25 protein-coding genes are annotated in these 25,808 nt (G+C 38.5%); 4 read left to right on the forward strand and 21 right to left on the reverse strand.

Features of this window, described 5'->3' with window-relative positions; genetic code table 11:
* Position 1: 1 nt before the first annotated feature.
* The 4 genes from FW757_RS19305 to FW757_RS19320 are packed head-to-tail and all read left to right on the forward strand — an operon-like array spanning position 2 to position 3,270.
* On the forward strand, positions 2 to 1,459 hold the full coding sequence (locus FW757_RS19305; RefSeq protein WP_182794264.1) for an AMP-binding protein: 1,458 nt from the start codon (positions 2 to 4) through the stop codon (positions 1,457 to 1,459).
* On the forward strand, positions 1,459 to 1,716 hold the full coding sequence (locus FW757_RS19310) for a hypothetical protein (RefSeq protein ID WP_145239482.1): 258 nt from the start codon (positions 1,459 to 1,461) through the stop codon (positions 1,714 to 1,716). The genes FW757_RS19305 and FW757_RS19310 overlap by 1 nt, the downstream gene beginning before the upstream one ends.
* Complete coding sequence (locus FW757_RS19315; protein ID WP_182794265.1) at positions 1,709 to 2,443, forward strand: hypothetical protein; 735 nt, start codon at positions 1,709 to 1,711, stop codon at positions 2,441 to 2,443. The genes FW757_RS19310 and FW757_RS19315 overlap by 8 nt, the downstream gene beginning before the upstream one ends.
* A complete protein-coding gene (locus tag FW757_RS19320) occupies positions 2,440 to 3,270 on the forward strand; it encodes an AAC(3) family N-acetyltransferase (protein WP_182794266.1) in 831 nt (276 codons plus the stop codon). The genes FW757_RS19315 and FW757_RS19320 overlap by 4 nt, the downstream gene beginning before the upstream one ends.
* On the opposite strand, the gene FW757_RS19325 is transcribed toward FW757_RS19320, so the two are convergent.
* From FW757_RS19325 to flgC, 21 genes are all read right to left on the reverse strand, one after another.
* Entirely contained in the window at positions 3,252 to 4,631 is a 1,380-nt protein-coding gene (locus FW757_RS19325; protein ID WP_182739659.1) for an FAD-dependent oxidoreductase, read from the reverse strand. The two genes, FW757_RS19320 and FW757_RS19325, sit on opposite strands and share 19 nt — an antisense overlap.
* 51 nt (positions 4,632 to 4,682) lie before the next feature.
* A complete protein-coding gene (locus FW757_RS19330; RefSeq protein ID WP_169019233.1) occupies positions 4,683 to 5,348 on the reverse strand; it encodes a class I SAM-dependent methyltransferase in 666 nt (221 codons plus the stop codon).
* A gap of 1 nt (position 5,349) precedes the next feature.
* Entirely contained in the window at positions 5,350 to 6,657 is a 1,308-nt protein-coding gene (locus FW757_RS19335; RefSeq protein WP_182794267.1) for a DUF4910 domain-containing protein, read from the reverse strand.
* Positions 6,658 to 6,659: 2 nt separating this feature from the next.
* Complete coding sequence (locus tag FW757_RS19340; protein ID WP_182739656.1) at positions 6,660 to 8,741, reverse strand: motility associated factor glycosyltransferase family protein; 2,082 nt, start codon at positions 8,739 to 8,741, stop codon at positions 6,660 to 6,662.
* Between the two features lie 9 nt (positions 8,742 to 8,750).
* Positions 8,751 to 9,050, reverse strand: a complete 300-nt coding sequence (locus tag FW757_RS19345) for a hypothetical protein (protein WP_182718206.1) — start codon at positions 9,048 to 9,050, stop codon at positions 8,751 to 8,753.
* Positions 9,040 to 9,468: a flagellar export chaperone FliS gene (fliS, locus tag FW757_RS19350; protein ID WP_149981556.1), complete on the reverse strand. Its 429-nt coding sequence runs from the start codon at positions 9,466 to 9,468 to the stop codon at positions 9,040 to 9,042. Before fliS ends, FW757_RS19345 begins: the two co-directional genes overlap by 11 nt.
* 28 nt (positions 9,469 to 9,496) lie before the next feature.
* A complete protein-coding gene (gene fliD, locus FW757_RS19355; protein WP_182734918.1) occupies positions 9,497 to 10,915 on the reverse strand; it encodes a flagellar filament capping protein FliD in 1,419 nt (472 codons plus the stop codon).
* Positions 10,916 to 10,946: 31 nt separating this feature from the next.
* Positions 10,947 to 11,381, reverse strand: a complete 435-nt coding sequence (locus tag FW757_RS19360) for a flagellar protein FlaG (RefSeq protein ID WP_149981560.1) — start codon at positions 11,379 to 11,381, stop codon at positions 10,947 to 10,949.
* 77 nt (positions 11,382 to 11,458) lie between these two features.
* The gene (locus FW757_RS19365; protein ID WP_149981562.1) at positions 11,459 to 12,421 is read right to left on the reverse strand and encodes a flagellin N-terminal helical domain-containing protein; all 963 of its coding nucleotides are present in this window, start codon (positions 12,419 to 12,421) and stop codon (positions 11,459 to 11,461) included.
* 165 nt (positions 12,422 to 12,586) lie between these two features.
* Positions 12,587 to 13,555 carry a flagellin N-terminal helical domain-containing protein gene (locus tag FW757_RS19370; RefSeq protein ID WP_182718208.1) on the reverse strand — a complete coding sequence of 323 codons (969 nt, stop codon included), beginning with the start codon at positions 13,553 to 13,555 and terminating at the stop codon, positions 12,587 to 12,589.
* A 430-nt stretch (positions 13,556 to 13,985) separates the two neighbouring features.
* The gene (locus FW757_RS19375; protein WP_149981565.1) at positions 13,986 to 14,948 is read right to left on the reverse strand and encodes a flagellin N-terminal helical domain-containing protein; all 963 of its coding nucleotides are present in this window, start codon (positions 14,946 to 14,948) and stop codon (positions 13,986 to 13,988) included.
* Between the two features lie 349 nt (positions 14,949 to 15,297).
* Positions 15,298 to 16,530, reverse strand: a complete 1,233-nt coding sequence (gene flgL, locus FW757_RS19380; protein WP_149981567.1) for a flagellar hook-associated protein FlgL — start codon at positions 16,528 to 16,530, stop codon at positions 15,298 to 15,300.
* 2 nt (positions 16,531 to 16,532) lie between these two features.
* The gene (locus FW757_RS19385) at positions 16,533 to 18,539 is read right to left on the reverse strand and encodes a FlgK family flagellar hook-associated protein (protein WP_182718210.1); all 2,007 of its coding nucleotides are present in this window, start codon (positions 18,537 to 18,539) and stop codon (positions 16,533 to 16,535) included.
* A 1-nt stretch (position 18,540) separates the two neighbouring features.
* Complete coding sequence (gene flgJ, locus FW757_RS19390) at positions 18,541 to 19,509, reverse strand: flagellar assembly peptidoglycan hydrolase FlgJ (protein WP_404674971.1); 969 nt, start codon at positions 19,507 to 19,509, stop codon at positions 18,541 to 18,543.
* Positions 19,510 to 19,713: 204 nt separating this feature from the next.
* On the reverse strand, positions 19,714 to 20,808 hold the full coding sequence (locus tag FW757_RS19395; RefSeq protein WP_149981574.1) for a flagellar basal body P-ring protein FlgI: 1,095 nt from the start codon (positions 20,806 to 20,808) through the stop codon (positions 19,714 to 19,716).
* An 11-nt stretch (positions 20,809 to 20,819) separates the two neighbouring features.
* Positions 20,820 to 21,503 (reverse strand): flagellar basal body L-ring protein FlgH, encoded by a 684-nt coding sequence (flgH, locus tag FW757_RS19400; RefSeq protein ID WP_182740804.1) that lies wholly within the window; start codon positions 21,501 to 21,503, stop codon positions 20,820 to 20,822.
* 18 nt (positions 21,504 to 21,521) lie between these two features.
* The gene (flgG, locus tag FW757_RS19405; RefSeq protein ID WP_149981578.1) at positions 21,522 to 22,310 is read right to left on the reverse strand and encodes a flagellar basal-body rod protein FlgG; all 789 of its coding nucleotides are present in this window, start codon (positions 22,308 to 22,310) and stop codon (positions 21,522 to 21,524) included.
* Positions 22,311 to 22,331: 21 nt separating this feature from the next.
* A complete protein-coding gene (locus tag FW757_RS19410; protein ID WP_182718213.1) occupies positions 22,332 to 23,096 on the reverse strand; it encodes a flagellar basal body rod protein FlgF in 765 nt (254 codons plus the stop codon).
* A 159-nt stretch (positions 23,097 to 23,255) separates the two neighbouring features.
* Positions 23,256 to 24,611 (reverse strand): flagellar hook protein FlgE, encoded by a 1,356-nt coding sequence (flgE, locus tag FW757_RS19415; RefSeq protein WP_182740803.1) that lies wholly within the window; start codon positions 24,609 to 24,611, stop codon positions 23,256 to 23,258.
* A 56-nt stretch (positions 24,612 to 24,667) separates the two neighbouring features.
* Positions 24,668 to 25,360, reverse strand: coding sequence for a flagellar hook assembly protein FlgD (locus FW757_RS19420; protein ID WP_182718215.1), 693 nt, complete (start codon positions 25,358 to 25,360; stop codon positions 24,668 to 24,670).
* A gap of 14 nt (positions 25,361 to 25,374) precedes the next feature.
* Positions 25,375 to 25,806 carry a flagellar basal body rod protein FlgC gene (gene flgC / locus FW757_RS19425; RefSeq protein WP_149981585.1) on the reverse strand — a complete coding sequence of 144 codons (432 nt, stop codon included), beginning with the start codon at positions 25,804 to 25,806 and terminating at the stop codon, positions 25,375 to 25,377.
* Positions 25,807 to 25,808: the final 2 nt, after the last annotated feature.

Below are 25,808 nucleotides of genomic sequence, written 5' to 3' on the forward strand. Positions count from 1 at the left end.
AGTGAAGTTATCTGAAAAACTTAAAAACAGCATTGCAAGCCATGCAAAACTTCCTGCAATTTTTGTTGATAATCAATACATTACTTATAAACAGCTTGCAAGTTACGCTAATAATATTAACACGAGCGAAATAAGTGAAGCTGAGCAAGTTGGAATTTTAAGTTACCGAGATACTCACTATTATAGCGCCGTACTTGCCTGCGCTTTAGATTCACGAACATTTATACCACTTGGGGTAAAACTGCCAATAGCTAGATTGGCTTTTATCATAAAGCAAGGCAACTTAAAGTATGTTTTATACAGTAAAAAATATTTGTCGATCAGCCAAGCATTAATAAAAGCACTCCCAGATAGAGTATTTGTATGTTTGGACGATATAGTCAATAAAAGCATTGTATCAACTAAATCACTACAAGCTCGCAGCCTATCCAATATCGCTTATGTTTTATTTACTTCAGGTTCTACAGGCTCACCAAAAGGTGTGCCTATTAGCATTGCGAATCTTAAGTCTTATCTTGATACTATGTGTGAGTCTTTACCCCTCAGTAATACAGATAAGGTAAGCCAAGTATTTGATCCAACGTTTGATCTAAGCATGCATGATATATTTGTTACTTGGCTGCAAGGTGCTTGTCTTTATGTAGTGCCTGAAACCGCTATATTTGCGCCAGGTAAATTCATTAAACAACACGGGCTTACAGTGTGGTTTAGTGTCCCTTCTACTGCATCAATTATGGCTAAACTAGGAATGCTTAAAAATGATGCCTATCCTAGCCTTCGTGTGAGTCAGTTTTGTGGTGAGCCCTTACCTAGAACACTCGCTCTGCAATGGCAAAAAGCAGCACCAAACAGCAAGGTTATTAATTTATACGGACCAACTGAGGCTACAATAGCATGCAGTAGATATGTATTTGATTGTAATGATGATAGTGATAGTAGCTATATTCCCCTGGGTAAAGCACTTAAAAACATGAGCTTTGATTTAGATGCACAAGGTGAGCTTTTGATTTCGGGGCCTCAAGTATTTTCTGGGTATTTAAATGACAATATTAAAACTCAGCAATGTTTAATTAAAACAAATAACATTACCCATTATCGAAGTGGTGATCTCGTAAATCGTGATGCTCAAGGAGTATTTCACTATATTAGCCGTGTAGATGACCAAGTTAAAATCCAGGGATACCGCGTTGAGCTATCCGAAGTAAATACACTAGCACAAAATTTTTTATCAAACCCTTTGGTACAGGCTATCGCAACGCCAATACAACAACCTCAAAGTTTGACTTTATTTATTTGTAATCCAGCCGATAAAGAAAGTGAGCAAACACTGATTGATTACTTAAAGCAACAGCTGCCACTTTATATGGTGCCCAAAAAGATTATATGGATCGATTCCATGCCACTAAATAGTAATGGTAAAATTGATAAAAGCGCCCTACATACCATGATGGAGAAATAATGAGCTTAACAAATTCGATTGAACAAGCTATCAATAATAAATTAATAGAAAAGCATGGTCAGGACATACTCATATCATTAGATAAAAAAAATAGTTTAATAAGTTTAGGTCTTTTAGATTCGCTTGATTTTATTAGTATGTTAATGGAAATAGAAAACAGCTTAAACCTTGATATTGATTTCGAAGAAGCTGACCCTGTGCAATTTACATCTTACAGTGGCCTAATAAAGCTACTTAGTGAGTCTACTAATGCCTAACAAAGTGAATTGGCAAGAAATATATAATACGGAATATGTGAATGCCCCTGAGTGTTGGAAAACATGCGGTGGCTACTGCTGTAAAAATTTTTACGGAGAGCATTTTAATATCCTAGACAAAAGTGGTGTATCTTTACCTCTTCTCGAAAATGAGTATGAGTACTATAAATCTATTGGTGGTATTAAAAATATTACTACACCAGCTAAAAAGCGTACATTTACGCTTTCAAACGGTAAAAGCTTCAATATCTATTTGCTCTCTTGCCAATGTGGTGGTTTATGCGAACCCCATGGACATAGACCCTTAGTTTGCAGAATATATCCCTACTTCCCTATAGTAGATGCGTTTGGTACTGTTATTGATTTTGAGTACTCCGCTTTAATGGATCTTTTTTACCGTGATCCAGATAATAACCATAAATGTACGCTGGTTAGAGAGCAAGCCATAAAGTTGAAACGTGAACTTACAGTTTCTATGAAGCCATTGTTACGTGATCCTGAAGTTGTGTTTATCTTTAGGTGTTTGAAGGAACTTGTAGACCGCCTCAAAGAAAAAATGGGGGGCTTTATTGATACCTTAGATGAATCACAGAAAAAAAAGTTTATTGCTAAATATGAATGGATGATTCTATCAGGCAAGCCGTGGAAAGATCCCGCTTTTTCAAAAAGAATTGATACTATCTACGACGAAGTTAAAGCAGCTTTCGGTAATGAGGACTTTTTGTGAGAAGTATCAGCCAAGAACAAATTATCGCAACATTACATTCAGTTGGTATCAACATGAATGACAGTGTGTTTATACACTCTTCATTATTTACACTTGGCGCTATAGAAAATCACTCAGTAAAAGAAGTGCCTGAGGCGTTCCTAAACTGCTTTAAAACTGCAATTGGTGATAACGGTAATATATTTATGCCAGCCTTTAATTATCAATTCCCACGCAGTCGCAAAGAAGATTTGCGCTCACAAGAATGTGTCTTAGGGTATTGGCCTGAGTGGTTTCGACAACAACCAAATGTAGTACGCTCAGGGCACCCTATGTTCTCAATCTGCGGTTTAGGGCCTGATGTGGCAAAAATCTGTTTACCCAAAAAACCTGAATATTATGCCTTTGCAGAAAACTCAACGTTTAGTAGGTTAATAGAACAAGATACAGTGCTTGTACTGCAAGGCATTGGCCTTAGAGTCGCCACGGTGATTGTTCAAATAGAAGCAATGTTAGGATTAAAATACCGGTTTAATAAACCTTTTACCGGTGTGACAACGCTCACAAATGGAGAAGAGGCTAACGGTACTTTTTACCACTTTTGCTTTCCTATAAATAATGCCTACAGGGAAGACTATTCCAAGTTAGAAGCTGCATTATTAAACTCAGGGATTATGAAACAAGCCCAACTTGGAAGATCATTTATCTATACAATAAAGATGAAAGCACTTTATCATTTTGTAAAAGACTTTGTTGCTGATAACCAATTTGCATTGCTTAACTGTAACCCATCTGAACTATATCGTTTTGATAATGGAAAAGAAGTCTCTTATTCTGTCGATAAATAATTGTTTATATCGTTATATGCGGCAACAAGTACATCAGCTTGTCGCCATTGTTTACCGCCTGATCTGCCTGAAATAATTATATTATCGACACTGTTTTTTAATGTATCAAAATTAGCTTGATTATTTTTTTCAAATTCTAAAGTTGGCACAGGAAAAGTGCCATGTATGACCTGTTTAATATGACTGATACATGTAGCATCTTGGCCGACAACTTGCATTTTCTTTAATGTATTCACAATTTCATCCACGTCATACTGCTCCACCTCTTCTGGCCTGCATAATATTTCTGCCGACAAGTTCGCATGCTGACTTTTAGTGCTGAGGTTAGGGTATAACGTCAACCTAAATATATCCGTTTGATGATCCCACACCCATAGATAATGCGATTTTTGATCAAGTAAAGGCAAGTCAAAATTCAAATGAAATACAATAGCAGTTCTCAGTTCTGGCTTGTTATAAACTAAAGGTAAGCCTAATGCTTTTAAGGCAATAAACGGAGGAGCACTCCAAAATAACAACTGACACTCAAGGATTTCTGCTTTATTAGTAAGCTTTACTCCCGTGATCTGCCGTCCATTAGTCTCTATCTTCTCTATTGATGAAGAAAGTACAACCTCAACTCCAGCGCTTTTAACTTTAGTTACTAAATACTCAACCCAAGACTCAATGCCTTTATTTTCTAATGGATAAAAGTAATTTGGAGTTTTTGAGTTGTCTTTGGTTTGTCTTTCATGAAAATGCGCTTGCGTTTGATATCCAATTTTAGCATCAAAAGTAGGAATATTTTTCAGTGCATTTGCAACATCGGGCTCAAAAGCAAGAATGCGAGTAAAGCCAAATAGTCCTGCTGCGACCGTTAATGTATTTAAATCTGTATGTTTACCATAGAGCTTATACAGAATTGGTTTAATAATATGCTGGGTAAACGTCTTGCCTAATGTTTCTTCGCAATAAGGGAGTATAAGCGAACTGCCACTAGAAGAGGTTGCTTGAATAAGCTCAGCACAACCTTGATAATACTCTTCGCTTGGCAGTTTGTGACTATCTGGAAACGGAGAGTTTAAATCCCATTCACCGGCAAAGTAATTACCTGATTGCAGTTTTTCTATTACGTGCCAATAGTAATCACGATTTTCTAGCTCGCCAAATAACAGAGTATCAAGCGCTTCTATGCCCGTTGCGTTCGGTATATGTGATCCCATATCATAATATGCACCTAACTCATCTTTTATAGAACAAAATAATCCCCCAACACGCTCACTTTGCTCAATTATTGTAACTTTTTTAAAAGACTGTTTGAGTAGTAATGCCGCCATTAAACCACATACCCCACCACCAACAACGATAGCTGAATTTCGCATAATAATTCTCCAGAAACTAGTAAGTAGTAGCTATATGATAACCACTCATGATTACGTAATTTGAGCAATAGGTGATTTATATGCAACGATACTTCTTTGTGCAGAAGTGATCTTATCGTTCTGATCATAAGAAACATCATACGATTGCTGCGTTATTGCAAATTTACTGAATAGTTCGCAAACATCTGCTTTAGAAGCAAAAAATAGGCCATCAATGTCAGAGAAATAATCCGGCGAAAATTGTCGCGCAAACCCATCATGCTGATATCCTGAGTTTATAAATGCAGGATGAGTATCAGCATACATAATAGAAAATATACAACCGCCTGGTTTTAACACTCGGTAAGATTCACTAAGGGCAACTAAAATATCTGAGCGAGGAACACAGTTTAAAGCGCTTCTGTCTATCACTAAGTCGAACGAATTATCTTGCCAAGGTAACTGAGTAAAATGACCATTAACTAAATCAGCTTTAAGTTGTAACCTTGTTAGACGCTCTTGAGCAAAATCTAAAGCAACTGAAGATATATCAATACCAGCAACATCAACTCCCTCTTCAGCCATAAAAACGATATTATTTCCAGCACCACAGCCTAACTCTAATGCGCTTAAACTTGAATTAGTGTGCCTTAATCGCATCACCAATGATACGATTGCATCATAAGGGTATTTATTTAATTGCCTGCCCTGCTGATAAATATTCTGCCAATTACCCATTTCACTTCATGACCAAGAGTGTTTGTTGCTCTAGCTTGTCAATTGCAGACGCCATATCTAAAACACTGCATCCATATTTATCCGCAATATCAATAGAGTCGTGCTCTCCATCACTATAATTTAATAACATCTTAATGTGATTAAGCTCATCGAGTTGGCTTACACGCTCTTTACTAAAAAAACTTAACGTTGGATACAACCCTTTACTACCTAAGTTAGGTTCACCAAAAGGTAGTGTATTCTCAAAAGTCGCAGCTTGTTCAAACGCCAAAAATATTTTCTCTAATTTATCAATACTATCAAGCAGTGGTTTTATTCCCATAAACGCTTTAGTATCAAGGGAAGTATGATACTGGTGGTAGCCAGAATGAAAACTACGGCTGACACAGCACACTGGCAATTGAAAGCCGGGAGAATTATATTGCCTTTCATCAGAACCACTTAAAGGACTAAATTGTATGTTTTCATGGTTATAATCATGTTGATTTAGATGATATAAAAGTTTATCTAGCATACCATTATCATTCCGACTATGTTTAAAAACTAATTTTTCAGGTTCTCCACCCATACAATTAATAACCAGTCCAGAAACCATGTTTGCAGTAAAATGCTCCCCCATTAAATGAAGCAATCCTAAACTACCTATTGTTTCAGGGTGTAATGCAAAACGGTAGGAGTAACGACGTTTTGGCCATTTTTTAATACGATTAAATAAGCCTAAAAGAACTAAAGGGCCGCTCAGCTCATTATTCGCCATTGATGGATGACATAGATATGAACTTAGTAATACTTCTTGTTTTGATTCACCATTTAAAACTGATTGGGCGATATCCAACGAACCATCTACAAACTGACTCTTAATTACAGCTTTGTATGTTCCCTCTTTAAGTTGTTCACGTATTTCATGAGCGATACAAAAACCCCAACGCTTTTTATAGTAGCTAGTAACATAAGGGATTGCCGTTGGCTGCTCAGGTAGGCTATATAAGTGCTTTTGAAGCTCTTCAAGGCTAAGCTCTATTTCTACAGATTCTGAGTAATTAACGACCTCAATATTCAATCGCTGCATATCAGCAATTTTCTCTCCATCAGGCCCTAATAAATAAGCATCTTCACAATGCCACTCCTTAGGTACAGTCCAATCAAATATTTTTTCACCAGAAGCAATAGAAGAAATATTAAGCGGCATATACCGCGAGAGAATACTATAACTTTGTCGTAAGCCTGGACCTGTTATAGAACGAAGAATAGGGAAAAGCTCATCAAATAACTCATTGTAGAAAGCCTCTGATTCTTGGTAATCTGTCACTATTATTCCTTTCCTAAGTCACATTTTTCATCATAGTGGATTTTATAATCAGCCATTATCTCTTGGATATAACATTTCCATAACTTATTTAGCTGTTTATATTTTTCTAAACAAAATACTTCGTCTTCATATTGATACAAAAGCGTAATCATCGGGCAGTGATAATATAAGAGCGCGCCTTTTATTATATGAAATATATGCCCTAAGCTAGTATTTCTTAAAGAGTAAACATACCTAGCTTGACGCTGTAATTGCTTAGCAGCAATACTACGACTTGTAATATCTTCATCAATAATTGAGAGTAGATGCTCGCAAATATCCTGAAGTCTATCCACTGCAATCAATCTATCTTCTACATCATCAACAGGTAATACTGTAAAATAATTATTCTTGATATTGCTGATAACCAACTCTTTATCAATCTCTTTTTCAATATCAATTAAATTATCTGCTGCAGTAGGAATAGCACCTTGAAGTTTTGCACCGTTTCCTACATTTATGCAGTTATTCACTTTGTAAAGACTTAGAAGCTTTTCTAACTGCGCATGAGCCACAAGAAAGAGATCATTTGAAACAACATGGCCACCCAAATTACCTTCAATCAATCGACCATTGAACTCTAAACTACCGTACCCCTCTGAATCATCATCATTATTTACTTTGTAAATACTATCTTTACTGTGATGTGAGCCTGATGGCTGTTTACCGTTATCAATACCAAAAAGATAGATATTTCTAAATCCCATATGAAGTAAAAACGAAAGGGCTGCATTTGCAACAACAGGATTACAGTAAGGGATCAATGGTAAAATTTGGGACAAATGAACTTGAGATATAACGTCCATTAAACATGTTCCCGCCTCATTACCTTTTCCCGCTATTCCTGCCCATTTATAACGTTTATTCGTATCAGGATATAAAGTATTAAGGCCCAGCAAGTTCACTTTTTTGTATTCATCAGCAGGGAAAATATCACCAAAAATTTTATAGTTCGAATATGGACGTTCAACTAACACATGAAAGTCAACTGGGATACCCTTCTTATATAATGACGCTATGGCGGTTCCCGCAGCGATTACGATCCCTTTTTGATGGTTATTTTTTAAAAATACTTCAGCTTCATCCAGCGATGGACCATTACCAACAATAAATATAGGTGTATCAAAGTCTATTTCCTGGGTCGTCTTCGTTAGTAACGCAGCTTTATTTCGAATATGATGGATACTATGAGCAAGCCCAGTTATTGCATCGTTGTAAAACCCATGACCAAACTGAAAACGGAAGTAATCTTCACTCCACTGCTTAATCAAAACATTTAGTTCTGTACCGGGTGTATGCTGATAGCAAAAACTGCGCACTAAGGAAAATGCACCAATGTCTTCGGCTATTTTTTCAAGGTCAATTATAAATGATTTATGATCAACACCTAAATGAAAAAACAAGCACCCTCCATTGGAATCAATTTTTTTTATAATTTCAAACCAATCAGTGCAAAATAAACTCGCAAAAAATTGTTCAAAATCTGGTTCAACTAAAAATATATAGTCAAATTGAGTATCTTCCAAAAGAAGCGGAACATGATAACCTAGCCCGATACCAAAAATAACTGCGGAAGGAAATGAAGATGGTAAGTTACGAACTACAGGTTTACTTTCGGCTCTGACTTTTTTCATAAAGCGAGTTAACTTTACCATATATCGAGAGTGAATACGGGTATCGTCATCATCTTCAGGATAACCAGTGTAGTCAGTTAAACTAAATACGGGCCTTTCTCTTTGTGCCTGTATTTGTTTTTCAGTTTGAGTAATGGGGTCTTGTGAATAAAGTAAAGTATTTCCACCACTTGGTATAAAATTACCATGCCCGGACTCTGTAACATGTAAGCAAAAGTCATCTTTGGTTTTAAAGTTTTTTATTGCTATTGCTATATCAGGGAAAAACTCAGAAAAACACTCAAAATTCTTTTCAAATCGCTCATTTGCTTCTGTAGCAAAAATCGCCTCTCTTTCTTGATGTTTTATAGTTTTTTCAAGTTTTTCTGAGATGTGCTCAAGCTCGTTATTAATATCTATATTCTTTATCATGTCGGTTACCTACTTGATATTTTTATACACATTTATTTTTTTTTGCGTATTAATATGAATACCAAGTTCTTTTGCAGCCTGCTGTTTTTTGAGGCTTATTTCTAATACCGTAGTATTCAATTTGATTGAAAAATCCGATAAAAATAACACATCGTTTTCGCTGAGGTTCTCAGGTGAGGTAAAGAGTGCTTTCAATGTTCTATCAATTAATAGTAACTTGCTTTGAGCTGACTCTATATCACCTTCAGCTAAATATTGATTAATTACAGACAAATCGGGGGCTAACTGAGACAATAAACTAGCCGACATTAGCATCTATACCATTTTCACTAAGTGTTTTTTCTCGAACGTCATGAGGAATAGCATCCCAAGCAGACTTTATTTCTTTCAATAAATTAGATACTTCTTCAACAATTGCAGGATCATTTTTTATTGTTGCATCAACTAAGCGATCTATCATATAAGAATAAAGTGCATATAAATTATCAGTCACTTCACCACCAACTTTAAAATCTAAACAGCCCCTTAAGGCTTCAATAATAGCAGTCGCTTTAGATAAATGTTCGGCCTTCGCTTCCATATGTTTTCTTTCAATAGCAACTTTAGACATCACCATTTTTTCAATCGCACCCGCCATTAACATTTGAATTATTTCATAGCGATCAGCACCGGCAACACGGGTCTTGAGTGCTTCTTTCTGATAATTTTTTACTTTGGCGTTATACATATTAAAACCCTTTTAAATCAAAATTAATTTATGATTTGTTTCTTGTAAATCCCGGTAAGCTCGCAAGCTGCGCTCCTAAGTACTGTTGTGTTGATTGCATTTGCGCCAGTAACACATCTAAACCCGCATATTGCTTTCTAAGCCTACTTTCTAATTCGGTCATTCTAAATTCATGCTTTAGTACATCATCTTCTAAATCAGTGACCTGTGTATTTAAATTATCTTCTCGTTGCTTTAAAATGCCTTTTGAACTTACGTAATTATCTAAAAAAGATTCGAACTGTTTAGCAACACCATTTTCACCAGCAAAAGCCTTTCCGATATCATCAAAATTTTCATCCATTGCTGTATTTAAACTGCGGACTAAAGTTGATTTTTCTAGATAACCTTTCTTATCAACACCCAAGCCAATATCGAAAATACTTGTGAAAGGCCCTGCATCCGTTAAATTTGTAGAAAGCATATTGACCATTTGCGAGCTCAAAGTACGAATGGTTGCATCGCTATTTAAAGGTTTACCAACTCTCGATTGCAGACCTAACTGCCCTATAGCATTGTTATAATTAGCAATAAATTCATCAATTAATGTTGTAACGCTCTCACGGTCATAGCTAACAGCTAACTTTGCCGTCTCTCCATCAACGCTTTGTCGTTTAGCAGTGATCGTCATATCTTGTACAGCATCTTTAAAGGTATTGGTGTCATTTGTTATTGTTATGCCATCTACTTTTATAACTGCACTTTTTGCTTCATTTCCAGCTGTTATACCAATACCACCGCTACCAGAAGCTCCACCATTAGCATCTGTAGATACATTGTCTAGCTCAGCATTATCATTGGTAATTACCAAGTCATTACCAGCGCCACTCACACTCGAAGTAAGAACCAACTTTGACTCAGTACCAGTATTTATTATATTTGCTGTTACACCAAAATTATCATCCGAGTCATTAATTGCGTCACGCAAATCAGCTAATGTCGCACCCGCATCAAGAGTTAGGTCAAAGCTTTTGTCTCCAGCAGCAAATGACAAGGTGCCTCCAGAAGCAGTGACCACATCGTCAGTAGATGTAAACAAAGGAGGTACGGCATCGTTTGACGTTGCACGACTGCCTTGAGCAAGTGCAACAACTTCAATTTTAAAATTACCAGGCGTAATATCTTTTGTTGGGGTAACTGAGACGAGATCACCGTCATCACTTGTTGGTTGAGTGATATTAGCAATACGTTTATTAAAATTATCAGGATCTGCTAGCTTTTTTATTGTGTCTTGTAGCTTGGATAACGCAGACTTGATCTCTCCGATTGAAGATAATTCAACTTCTAACGACTTGTCCTTTTTTGCAAAGGCATTCATTTTTGGAACATTTTCGGCATCAACAGATGCTGTAATGATACTTTCGAGATCCAGCCCAGATCCAATACCTGCGGATGTTATAAGTGGCATACTTCTCTCCTACTATCTGTTCCAAAAAATATTATACAGTTTGATTTAGTAACAAACCTTTGTTAGTTAGTTTATCGGCAAATTCATCTAAAGCTTTAGCAACTTCTCTAAACTCTTCAGTTGGAATTTCACGAATAACTTCTTCGCTTGTTTTATCAAACACTTTAATTATTGGTGGATCACCCTGCTCATCAAATTCAAATTTTAAATTTGTTGCCGTCACAGGAATATATTTATTTAATTTCTCTAAGTTTTCTTTCACTTCGTCGATCAGTGCTTTTCTTTCACTTTCAGAATCAAGTTGCTGACTATTATCAACAAGTGCGGGCTCTCTACCAGCAATTTTTGTACCAGCTTTTTCAACAGTTGCTTTTTTACTTGCTTCGTTTAACTCATTTTTATTTGTAAAAGATGAATTAGCGGTGAAGTTTTCACTCGATTTAATTATTCCACCTAAGTCAGCCATAGTAGCTCTCCTTCAAAATACAAACAAAGTATAAGTCATTATCGAGACAATATCTCAATAATGACCTAATTAACCGTCTAGCCTAGTAACGATAATGCTACTTGTGGACGCTGGTTTGCTTGACTCAAAATAGATTGGCTTGCTTGTTGTAATATTTGAGATTTAGTCAAATTAGCTGTTTCGGCAGCGAAATCAGTATCTTTAATACGTGACTTAGCAGCACTCAAGTTTTCTGAAATGTTAGATTGGTTACGAATAGTTGATTGAAAACGATTTTGTACAGCACCGAGTTCGGCACGTTTTTTATCAACTACTGCAATCATTGCATCCATACCTGCCATTACTGCTTGTGCGTTAGCTTGAGAAGATACACTAATACCACTTGCTGTAAATACAGTTGCAAAGTCGGTATTATCAGCTGAAGCACCAACCTGCGAACTAATTGTTCCCGCAGTAGCACTTAAGCTTGCACCTGTCACAGCACTTGCTACACCTGCAATACCTGACATAGTAAAGCCATTATTACCCGCAACCGAGTTTGCAGTGCCACCAACAGAAGCCATACTAAAGCTAATATTCTGTACAGCATCAGCACCAACTTGGAAGTTAGCTGAGAATGAACCATCTAGTAGATTTTGACCACCAAATGTTGTATCTGCAGCAACACGATTTACTTCTTCTGATAATGAACGAATTTCTTCTTGTACTGCTAAACGATCTTCATCTGTATTTGAACCGTTTGAAGCTTGTTGAGCAAGAGTACGAATACGCTGGAACATTGACGTAGTCTCATCAAGTGCGCCTTCAGCAGTCTGCGCAAGTGAGATCCCATCATTAGCATTTCGGTTACCTTGATTCAAACCATTTATTTGACTAGTTAAACGGTTAGATATTTGCATGCCTGCAGCATCATCTTTTGCACTATTAATGCGAAAACCTGATGATAGACGTTGAAAGGATGTATCGAGCTGGTTACCAGATTTCATCAACTGGCGCTGTGCGTTCAATGAACTCACATTAGTATTTACATATAAAGCCATAATAGCCTCCGCTTTATCATTTTAAATAGAATAACAACGGGATACCCCTACCCTGTTATTACTCCAGACTGAGAGTCCTAGATTTTTAGTTCTCTAAGTCAGTTATCGTCAGATAAAACGGAAACTTTAGCTTTATTTATAAATTTTTAACAACGTTATACTATTTTAACCCTGTAACAAGCTTAATGCAGCCTGAGGCCTTTGATTTGCTTGGCCTAATATTGTTTGGCTCGCTTGTTGTAAAATTTGGTTTTTAGTTAAGTTAGCTGTCTCCATTGCAAAATCAGCATCTTTAATTCTTGATTTAGCAGAGGCTAAATTTTCAGAAATATTAGCTTGATTTCGTATTGTCGACTGAAAACGGTTTTGTACCGCACCTAATTCAGCGCGTTTTTTATCAACCACCGCTATTAGAGAATCCATACCCGCAAACACAGCCTGTGCATTTACTTGTGATGACACACTAATACCTGCAGCTGTAAATACAGAAGAAAAATCTAATGTTGTTGATGCCGTTGCGCCATCAACTGAGCTTACATTAGCTGCGAGCGTTGAAAGTGCTTTACCACCCACGGCTGAAGCAACACCGGCAACACCTGATATAGTAAAACCACCATTAGCAGCGAGAGAATTAGCTGTATCGCCAACAGACTGCATACTAAAACCAATAGTCTGTACAGCATCAGCACCAACCTGAAAGCTTGCAGAATAAGAGCCATCCAATAAATTTTGACCACCGAATGTAGTGTCCGTGGCAATTCGGTTAACCTCATCAGATAACTGTCTAATCTCTTCTTGGATAGCGAGCCTATCTTCATCTGTATTAGAGCCATTTGCTGATTGCTGAGCAAGTGTTCGGATACGTTGAAATGTAGAAGTAATTTCATCAAGCGCACCTTCAGCCGTTTGTGCCAGCGAGATACCGTCATTCGCATTACGGTTGCCTTGGTTTAAACCCAAGATTTGCGATTGCAAACGATCCGATATTTGTAAACCAGCAGCATCATCCGCCGCGCTGTTAATACGCAGACCAGATGATAAACGTTTAAAGGAAGTATCTAAGTCGTTGCCAGTTCTTTCAAGCTGTCTTTGCGCATTAAGCGCGCTGACATTCGTATTTACAAATAAAGCCATAATAAACTCTCTTCTTATCTGTCAAATTAAAGCCACTCTTTAATTTAATGAGTGGAATTTTGACAAAGTGACCTGTTACTACAGTCAAGTTAAGTTGACTGGGGGCAATAAACTGCCACTTTGCAGATTAATTTAAATCGTAATAAGTATTCAGCAATCTTTAGGCCAACTTTATAGATAGAGTTGCATTGAATTATAAAAAACGAGAAAAGGGCCTATAAGGCCCTTTGAAGATAAGTTTGAGAGTGGGTATGCCTAACACTTACTATTGGCATAGTTTGTGCTTTAACAATTATGTTCTTACAAATGTTAGAACAATACAGGATTTTTAAGCGCCTCCGCTTTATCAATCCGTTTCAGCGCCTTTGTTAATACCCCATTAAACAAAGGCGCTACATTCTTAGTCAATTAATTGACTATTTCCAACCTATTATCCTAGAAGACTTAATGCAGCCTGTGGACGTTGATTAGCCTGACTAAGAATTGTTTGGCTAGCCTGTTGTAGAATCTGCATTTTTGTTAAGTTTGCAGTTTCTTGCGCAAAGTCTGTATCTTTAATACGTGATTTTGCAGCACTTAGGTTTTCTGAAATATTTGACTGGTTACGAATCGTTGATTGAAAACGATTTTGTACCGCACCCAGCTCAGCGCGTTTTTTATCAACAACCGCGATTAATGAATCCATGCCGGCCATTACCGCTTGCGCATTCGCTTGTGAAGATACGCTTATGCCGCTTGCTGTAAATACCGCAGCAAAACCTGTAGCATCAGCTGATGAACCTACTTGCGAACTAATTGTTCCAGCTGTAGCACTTAAACTTGCGCCTGTTACCGCACTGGCAACCCCTGCAATACCTGACATGGTAAAACCGTTATTACCAGCGATTGAGTTAGCCGTACCGCCAACTGACGCCATACTAAAGCTGATATTCTGTACAGCATCTGCGCCAACTTGGAAATTCGCGGAGAAAGAACCGTCTAAAAGGTTTTGACCACCAAACGTTGTATCTGCTGCAACACGATTTACTTCTTCAGATAATGAACGAATCTCTTCTTGCACCGCTAAACGGTCTTCATCAGTATTTGAACCATTTGCTGCTTGCTGTGATAATGTTCTGATACGTTGGAACATTGATGTTACTTCATCTAATGCACCCTCAGCTGTTTGTGCTAATGAAATACCATCGTTTGCGTTACGGTTACCTTGGTTCAAACCGTTAATTTGTGATGTTAAACGGTCAGAAATTTGTAGACCTGCCGCATCATCTTTCGCACTGTTAATACGAAAACCTGATGATAAACGTTGGAATGATGTATCCAGTGCATTACCAGAATTATTTAATTGTCTTTGTGCGTTTAACGCGCTAACATTTGTATTTACATATAAAGCCATGATATCTCTCCAGAAGTAAACTTATCATTTACTCTCAAACTTACTAGATTAAGCAGTGGTTGTTATTTACAACGCTTTGCTTGGTTAATTAAGTTATCGGTCTAGCAAAAAAATCCTTTAGCTTTTTTTTTTATTTTTTTTCCATTATTTTTTAAGCTCATGTAATTTAATGAATTTTATAGTGACTAAATTAATAAAGCTCATTAAAAAACTAAAAGGATTATTGTGCAGGTCTTTTTCTTCAGGAAATTATTAAGCTGTTAAATAGTAAGGAGATGATCTTAAAAGGCTGGAAAAATACGAGAGTAAGGCAATATATTGCCTTACTCTTGATGTTCTTATAACTTACTTATAAGTAATCGAACAGTGATAATTTAGCTAAGCGGCCAAAAGTTGCCTGCGACGCTTGCAGTGCAGTTTCTTGCTTCGTGAGTTCAGTAATAGCCTCAGCCATATCAAGTTCAATTAAATCTGCACGGGAGGATTTATTATTTACATCCAGATCACTATTAGATTGCGTGATTTTCTCAGCTGTATTTAACCGCCCACCTAAACCAGCCTGTGTTAAAGAGACCTGATTTTTACTGTTATCGATTTGGACCATGGCCGATGCCAATACTTGGTCATAATCTTCTTGACTAATTGTTGGGTCAGTTAACCCAGCAATTAAATCGCTTAATGTGTTTAAAATATTTTCTTTTTTCGGCGCTTCTAAAGTAAAGTCTACCTGCCCGTTTGCAACTGGGCTAATATCAATTTCCATCCCAGCAAATTTAATTTTTGATCCCTCAAAGCTACCAGAGCTGATCACACTTCCACCTTGTTCAACCTGATATGTATTAGGTGTACCTGGGGTTGTTATAATATTAAACGTATTTGCTCCGGCCGCGGCTGCGGGATCAGCGTTATAATTTGCTTTATGAAAAGCATCAAACTGAGCTTGCTCGCGTACATACACTTTTGCGCTAGTGATCCCTCCTGAAACAACGCCGTCATTAGAGGCAACATTCAACCGGGCATTGACCTTTTCAAACGTATCAACCCCATTATCACTGGATTTAATTTCAACTCCTTCCGCTACTTTAATTTTATGCTGGCCTTGGTCGCCACCATAAACATATTTGCCAGTTGAAGAATCAAGCGAATAGGTTTGGGTGTTATCTTGATAGCCTGAAAATATATACTTACCATCTTCAGTTTTAGCATTCATTAAATCAAGCACACTACTTTGTATAGATTTAATCTCTTCAGCAATACCTTCACGATCGATATCGGTATAAACACCATTACCTGCTTGAATTGCCAATGTATAGGCTTTTTCAAGTGAGCCTTTAATATTTTCAAGCACACTGTCTTGAGTCTTTAATCGACTCGTTAGCATGGTAATGTTTTTACTGTATTGCTCATTCGCTTGTATACGATCGGTATACAGTAACGCCCGTGCTGTTGCCGATGGATCATCTGAAGCTGTAAGCACTCGCTTTTGGGTATTAACTTGCTCTTGTGCTTTATTGACATTTTGCTGATTATTCAAAATCGAATTAACACTGTTTTGATACATCAAATTATTAGATAAACGCATAATTACCTCGCAGCATTAAGTAAAGTGTCAAATATAGAACGGGCTGTTGAAAGCACTTGTGCAGACGCCGCATAAGATTGTTGAAACCGCAATAAATTGGCAGCCTCTTCATCAAGGTTAACTCCCGAGAGTGATTCATACCAGGCTTCAGACTGTTGAGCTAATGCCTCAAAAGCAGCACCATTGGTCTTCGCTTGATTGGTAACAACACCAATATCAGTAACTAACCCTGCATAGGCTTGATTAAATGTTTTATGATTATCAGCCGATGCGGTTGTGGTAACATTTTGCCGCACTAGCTCGCCACTTTGTAACCCAGCTAACATTAAGCCATTGCGGTTATCGTCAAAACCACCTTCATTAAACTCCAGTGTAAAACTATCACCTACCGCTGTGGTGCCTTCAATATCAAAATCAAAACCGTAACTATCATAAGGAGGGCCAGCTTGCTCTAGTAGATTTTTAGCAGGTGGAGTAATCGTAAAAGTCGAGCTGCCGTTATTGTCTGTAATTGTATATTCATTAGCATTAGCGGTTTTCACTATCGTGATATCGCCATTTGCTAGATCCGGAGGCGTCGTGGCTGTAAAGCCACCCGAAGTCACACTAGTAACAGTCCCTGCTGATATATTGCCATTACCTGTATTGTTTATATTATCTGCCGTACGAATTGGAGAAGCCAGCGCTAGCGCTTCTGGTCTATCGGTAGCCAGTGTTAAACTCGATGCAGCCTCGGCATTCAGTTTAACTGCAAATTTATCGCCAACATTACCAGTCCCTGTAACGTTTAATTGTAAACCAAAAGATTCCCCACCGGTCATAGTCGATGAATCAATAACGCCAGCAACTATATTGGCGGTTGAGGGAGAGCCTAATGGTTCACCTTTATTATCGACCGGTTGTATTTCTACCGTTGTGCCACTGGTATAAGTAACAATAAAGTCACTGGCAGGAATTTCACTGCCTTTACCTGGTTCTAAGGTAGCCGTTATGCTTGAATTGCCTGTATTGGCTTGATAAGCGTGACCGCCAATCGTTGGGATTGTAAAAATATCACCACCGAGCTCGCCATTACCGTCCATTCCTAAACGGTTTTGTTGATTAAAAGCATCAGCAATCGCAAGCCCCATTTGGCCAAGTTGGTTTTGTGCTGGCACTAAAATGTCATCACGAAATGCTAATAATCCGCCAATTTTACCTTTAAGCTTAGTCACATCAACATCAAGCGGCACAGCTTTGCCGCCATCTATGTCTAAATGTAATTCTTTAAAATTAGGATCAGGATCGCCCGCCATCGAAAATAAATTAAATGCGCCATCTTGCATTACTAATGATTCGCCGGTGCCCATAAATACGAGCTTTTCACCGTTGGGGCCATCAAGTGTCTCTACATCAATTAATTCCGATAACTTACGAATAGCAAGGTCTCTTTCGTTGTACGTGGTGCTTGAGTTTGCCTCGTTACGCGTACCATTTACGGTAGCTATTTGCTTATTCAAGCTGCTAATATTTTGAATTAATGTATTCGCTTCATCAGAAAATATTTCTAACTGATCATTCACGATATTTTTTTGATTAAATACAATGCCTGATAAGCGATCCATTTGATCAATCAAATTTTTTGCATCCGTCATTACGAGCGATCGTGCAACTGAGGATGATGGCTGATTTAAACTTTCCTGCACATTATTGAATAACGAATTCATACTAGTCGATAGACTATTGGATTCTTGAGAAAACAAACTATCAACCCGGCCAGCCTCAGTCACAAATTGGTCGAAAAAGGTTTTATTTGAGGTATCACGATTGAGTTGCTTTTGTGCAAACTCATTTAATAAACGATAGGTTTCTCCACGACCGACTTGGTTATCAATCATGGTCATATGCTCTGTACGCTCGCGTACATAACCTACCGTATTAACATTGGTAATGTTCTTACTGGTGGTTTGCAGTAACTCAGAGCTAGCTCGAACTCCTGAGCTTGCAATGTCAAATAAGTTAAACGACATGTTAATTTACTCCTTGGCGAACCAATGATGTCGCCAATGTCTTAAGCTCTGTGTGGTTTAGCACTTGCTTAATTTTGTCAGCGTAATTGGGGTCAGTGGCATAACCAGCTTTTTGTAATGAATCTAAAAAGGCAGCCGGTTTTGCGGTATTTTGTAGCGCTTCTTGGTAACGTGGGTTTTCTGTCAAAAACTGCACAAAGTCATTCACACTCTCTTTAATAGAATCATATGCACGAAAACTAGCTTGTTTTTTAACTGGTGTGCCTTGCTCAAATTCAAGCGTCATTTTGTTGGCTTTCTCACCTTGCCAGCTTTTATCTGATTTAATATTGAATAAATTAAAGCTGCTATTACCATCACTTTTATTAATGATATGTTTCCCCCAGCCAGTCTCAAGAGCTGCTTGTGCAACCATCACCGCGGGGTTCAAACCAATTTTCTCAGCGGCTGTTTTGGCATGTTCCCAAACACTACTGATAAAATCTTCTGCATTTTCAAACTGAGGTTTTTGCGCTGTTGATGAGCTGCTATTGACAGCCTGAGTGTCAGCCGCGTTATCAGCATTCTTGCTGGTTGCACGTTGATCACTGGTAAAATCATCGACGGTGCGCAGCACTGAACTAGGGGTAAATTTTTTCCCGTCAGGAGAGAGTTGTTGCACTATGAGATCGGCTAAGCCCAATGAACCTTTTGAAGATAAATCAACCGATAACTGTTGATCATGCATTTCTTCAAAAAACTTTACTCCACTGGAGTTAAAAGGGCTGTCTTCGTCTTCAAACGCTTCGTTTGCTTTACGCATACTTTTTAAAAGCATTTGCGTAAAAATAGATTCAAATTGTGCCGCTGCTTTTTTTAGCGCTTCTTTTGATGCTTCAGGCGAGGCACCACTTTTTAAGGCATCTTGACGTAATGTATTGAGATTGCCTAAATCAAAGAAGTTTTGTTTATCGAGATGATTAGTATCCATCAGCAATTTGACACAGCTATTAATAATAGTATTAATAATGCAATAATTAAGCCAATGCGAGTTTGCGAGTTTGCGAGTTTGCGAGTTTGCGAGTTTGCGAGTTTGCGAGTTTGCGAGTTTGCGAAAGTATAAAAGCGTTGATTAATTATGCAAGTCAAGCCCCCCTAAATGCAAGTTAACGCAAACTTAGGGGGTCAATATGGTTTAAATAACCACGAGTTGACCGCTAATGGCACCCGCTTCTTTTAATGCTTCTAGTATCGCCATTAAGTCACCAGGCGCTGCGCCAACTTCGTTAATTGCGCGCACTAAATCGTCAAGGCTAACACCGGGGTTAAATACAAAGGCCCGAGAATCATCTTCGTTAACATCAATAATACTTTGATTAGTAACGGCAGTTTCCCCTTCACTTAATGCGTTAGGCTGCGATACATTTTGCTGTTCTGCGATCGTAACGGTAAGACCACCATGGGTAATTGCCGCCGCTTGTAACCGCACGTTTTTGCCGATCACTATGGTGCCAGTGCGTGAATTTACAATAATTTTTGCCGAAGTATCGGCAGGTTTAAACTCTAAGTTTTCAAGCGTAGACAAATAAGCAACACGCTGCGACGCATCACGCGGGGCAATAACACGAATTGAAGCGGCATCAAGGGCATGTGCACTGTCTGGACCGATAAGCTCATTAATGGTTTGCTCCAAACGTTTAGCAGTAGTGAAATCAGGACGATTTAAATTAAAAGTTATGTAATCACCTTGCATAAAAGGACTTTTAATTGCCCGTTCAACCGTTGCGCCATTTGGAATACGTCCTACCGTGGGCGTGTTCATTACGATCTTACTACCATCAGCTCCTTCGACACCTAACCCGCCAACAATTAGACTACCTTGCGCGATAGCATAAGTATTTCCATCAACCCCTTTCAAAAAGGTTTGTAGTAATGTTCCACCACGTAAGCTACCCGCACTACCAATTGACGATACAGTAATATCGATTGTCTGCCCTGGCTTTCTAAATGCAGGTAATTCTGCATGCACAGCAACCGCTGCTACATTTTTGATTTTGGGTTTTAAATTCGATGCCATGGTAATACCAAAACTATTTAGCATGGCTTTAAAACTTTGTTCAGTAAAACGACTTTGCTCACCGGTGCCAGGTAAACCTACTACCAGACCATAACCAACTAACTGGTTTGAGCGAACACCTTCAACCATTGAGACATCCTTGATACGTTCAGCGCTAGCAATAGAATGCCAAGCTAATAAACATATACACAGCAACGCTTTCAAGCTATTCATATCAACATCCTTTAAAAAGGGAACAGAGAGCTAGTGAAGAATCGAGTTAACCATCCTGCCGTTTGAGTCTCTTGCATTTGCCCTTTACCAGAATACTGAATACGCGCATTTGCGATTCTGTTAGAGGTCACAGTATTATCTGCAGTAACATCTTGCGGGCGAACAAGACCTTCCAAACGAATAAATTCTTCGCCGGAGTTTAAAGTCAGCCATTTTTCACCACGGATCACTAAATTACCATTAGGTAATACCCGCATAACATTTACGGAAATATCACCAAATAAACTATTAGATTGATTTGACTTAGTATCACCTTTGAATTTAGCACCGCTGCCCACACCAAACTGAATACTATCGCCACCAATATTAACCGGTAGTCCGCCTAATCCAATGACAGGATCTAAGCTGGCATCACTTTGTTTATCCGTTTCAGTTTTAGCTGCTTTAGATGATTGCGTCGATTCTTGCAGTTTAACTGTAATAATATCTCCGGTGCGTAACGCTTTTTTATCTGAATATAAATCGTTTGATAAATTGCTATCAAACAATGAGCCTGTCGGCACAACTTGCTCTGCAGCAGGCTCTGGGTACATAGGAGCATAGTATGGATCATCTTGAACCACGCTGTGGTTTTGAGTCGTCATACAACCACTCAATATAAATGCACCCGTTAAGACTATAGATAAATTACGCATAACTTTGCTCCGAATTAGTTAAAGTTGCTGACTGATGTAACTCATCATTTCGTCAACCGCTGAAATCACCTTTGAATTCATTTCATAGATACGTTGAGTTTCAATTAGGTTAACTAACTCTTCGGTTACATTTACGTTAGAGGTTTCAAGTGCGCCTTGGACAACAGTGCCTAATCCTTCTAGACCAGGGTTACCTTGTACAGGTGCGCCACTGACGGCCGTTTCGGTATATAAATTTTGGCCTACAGGCTCTAGACCTGATGGATTGATAAAGTCACTGATCGTTAACTGACCAATCACCACATTCTCAGGTTGTCCTTCTATTTTCACAGACACCTCACCATCTTGTGATACGGTAATTGACTTCGCATCATCAGGTACATTCATTTCTGGCTGCACAGGAAAACCTGCACCAGCAGTAACAATACGACCATCCTCATCCGTGGTAAATTGACCATTTCGAGAATAGGCGATATTGCCATCGGGCTGTAAAACTTCAAAAAAACCTGGCCCTGATATCATCCAATCCAATGAGTTTTCAGTGGTTAACATGTTACCTTGAGAAAAGTTCTTCTGATTAGCAACTACTTTGGTACCAGCACCAAGCATCAGACCAGAAGGCATCTCTGTATCTTGTGATGAACGCCCCCCTGGCTGATTAATATTTTGATAAAGCAAATCTTCAAATACAGCACGACTTTTCTTATAACCAACAGTACTGGCATTGGCTAAATTATTTGAGATAACCGAAATATCGGTTTGTTGAGCATCAAGCCCCGTTTTACTTATCCACAATGCAGGATTCATATTAATGTCCTCTCAATAAAGTTAAACAATACGCAGCAATTGAGTTTGACGTTCGTCAATTTCTTCAGCCGTTTTCATTAACTTAACTTGTAATTCAAATTGGCGTTGATGGCTTATCATATCCACCATCTCATGTACCGGATTCACATTTGACATTTCCAAAGTGCCACTCATTACTTTCACATCATTAGAGATGTCACAAAATCCACATATACCATTTTCCAGTAATTCGGGTTTTGGTCGAAATAAGCCATCATTGCCTTTTTCAAGCTCAGAATTATTTGCCTTAATTACCTTCAAACGGTCAACAACTTCTAAAAAGTTAGCCGGCGCACCTTGCGGGCGAACTTGGATTGAACCATCGTCACTAAATTCGACTTTCTCCACTGGCAATGGCAAAATAATCGGTCCACCTTCGCCAATAACTTGACGCCCGTGACTGGTGATCAAAGCGCCATCAGGGGTGATATTCAACGTGCCAACTTTAGTATATGCCTCATTCCCTGAAGCATCTTGCACTGTAAGCCACCCTTTATCGCTCATAGCAATATCAAGATCACGTCCAGTTTCAACAATACCGCCGGAAGTCATATTAGAGCCTGGCCGTTCCTGCATAGTAAAAACACGTGTCGGTAAGCCTTCACCAAAAGCTTGCATTGAGCGCGCTTGCGCGAAGTCAGCTTTAAAGCCTGTGGTATTGGCATTTGCTAAATTATTTGCTTTAAGCTCTAGGCCCCGCAAACTTTGCTTAGCTCCAGACGCTGCAATGTAGACCATCTTGTCCATAACATCGACTCACGTTAAAAATCTATAACATGACAAATGCAAGATAAGTGCCACAATAAAATGACGTAATAAATTACAAAATATAATCAAGCACAAATAAAAAAGGCTGCTAATAAATAGCAGCCTAGGTGTCGGATTGTAAAAAATATTAAAACGAGATTAACGGATCTGCAAAATAGCTTGCTGTAGTGTTGAATTCACTTCGAGTGCACGCGAGTTAGCTTGGAAGTTACGCTGTGCGCTGATCAAATCAACAAGCTCATTGGTTAAGTTCACGTTTGATTGCTCTAATGCTGATGAGCTAATCTTACCAAATGCGCCTGAATTTGCTTCACCCGCTACAGGGTCACCTGAAGTTAAACTTTTCTTCCATGACGTATTGCCTACTTGTTGTAACCCCTGTGAATTGGGAAAACGGACTAACGCAACTTGACCTAGGTAGTTAGAGTCACCATTACTATAAGAAGCAACAATTTTTCCATCAACACCAATGTCTATATTTGCCAACCGTCCCACAGCAGCACCATCTTGAGATAATACTTTATTTTCAAACTTGCCTGCATGCTGGGTCGGGATTTTTGCAGAGGTACCTGCTTCATCACGCCAGTTGATAGTTACATTATTAGGAAAGCTAGCACCATTGCTTAAAAACCCTGTCAAATTAGTGCTATCTAACACAACAGGGTTAAATGTATTGCCTGTATTTGCGGTACCATTGGTGTTAAGTGGTAAGCCGTTCGCATCAAACTGAAATGTTGAAATTGGATTAAATGGTCCAGTAGCGCCTTGCGAGCTTCCATCAGGATTGAATGCTTGACCGTCTAACGTGGCATAGGTTTGCCACTCATTAGCATTACCTGTAACAGCTGCATCCGTTTTCACAAAAAACAATTGCATAGTATGCGGCTCACCTAGCGAATCATAAACATTGGTTGAGGTAGAGTGAGTATATGACCCTGATTGAGTTGGATCAAATGGTGTAATAGTCGGTGTATCTTTGGTCGAATCCAATCGAAATGACGAATATACACTTGAGGTAGCCCGCGGGGAACCTGATGAATCAGGAATTTGAATCGCCCCAGAGGAGGTTAAACTTACTGATGTTGCATCTCCACTAATTTCATCAACAGGAAAGCCTTGTAAGTAATTACCTTGTGCGTCAACGATAAAGTTATCTTTATCTAATTTAAACGCCCCTGCACGAGTGAATGTTTTATCTTGTGAGCCTAACTCATTGCTAAGAGCAAAGTATCCTTCACCTCCTATAGCAAGATCGAGTGAATTTTTAGTGCCTAATGTTGAACCTTGATGAAACTGCTGTGCTACAGATGCTGTTTGTACACCATCACCATTTTTAGTTTTACCCGAAGAAAAAACTGATGATGAATAAACATCGGCAAACTCAGCTCTCGATTCTTTAAAACCGTAGGTATTTACATTAGCGATGTTATTAGCAGTAACATCCAAATCTTTTTGTGCGGCAGCAATGCCAGTTAATGCAATATTAAAACTCATAATTCACCTCTAACCTATAAAATTTAGCCAATAGGCTAAAAAATAAATAAAATTTATCACGCAATTTCTGCGACATCAGACAGCTTAACTGCCCCTTCTTTAGTGTTAATAATAATACCGTTAGCGCCATTAATATTGACGCTATCAATATTTTTATAAGAGGCCATGGGTAAACTAGTAAATTCTTCGCCCATGCTGCCCTCTGCTTTGATATTGTATTCTCCTGGCGGAAGGCTCTCACCGGCTTCATTTTTTCCATCCCAGTTAAAACGTAAGCCACCAGCAGGTTTATCACCTAACTCAATTACTCTCACTAGTTGTCCGGAAGCATCTGTAATACTGAGCCTTAAATCTTTAACGGGACTTTCAACAGCAATCATGCCCGAGACATCACCACTGCTGTTAAGATCTAATGTATCTGATTCAACTAAAGCTTTTTTGCCTACCAGAGTTGATGCTTGCAACGCTGAATTAGAGGTCATTGAAGCAGCCAAAGACTCAAACTTTGAATTTAAATTTGAGATACCTTCTGCCATGGTAAAGTTCGTCATTTGTGCAATCATTTGGTCGTTGTCCGCAGGTTTACTGGGATCTTGAAACGACAGTTGCTGCGTTAATAATGAAAAGAAATCCTCTTGCGTTAATGCATCACTTTTCTTTTCACCAGTCTTTTCGTCAGCCTCTTGTTTACTCGGCCAACGAAGCGAATCTATATAGCTTGATGATGCAGTATTTATGTCGTTACTCATAATCTAACCCTCAATTACCGCTGCCCAAGCAACAGTGTTTTACTTAACATTTGCTTCGCTGCATCAGCAACTTGCACATTGGTTTGATAAGAGCGTGAGGCGGAAATCATATTAGCCATTTCTTCAACGACATTAACGTTAGGTTTGTAGATATAACCATTTTCATCCGCACTGGGGTGATTTGGGTTATATTCAATTTGCAGTGGTTTATTACTCTCTACAATGCCTAGTACTTTAACGCCAACAGACGATCCCTGCGTATTACCAGTTGATTCTGATGCTTTCATCAGTTCAGCTGCAAAAACAGGGTGACGCGCCCGGTAAGTTTTGTCTTGGCTTGAGCTAATGCTATTGGCATTGGAAATATTACTTGCGGTGGTGTTCAAACGCACATTTTGCGCACTCATACCACTACCTGAAATATCAAAAACGTTATATAAACTCATGC

Source organism: Pseudoalteromonas sp. 1181_04 (genome assembly GCF_052850545.1).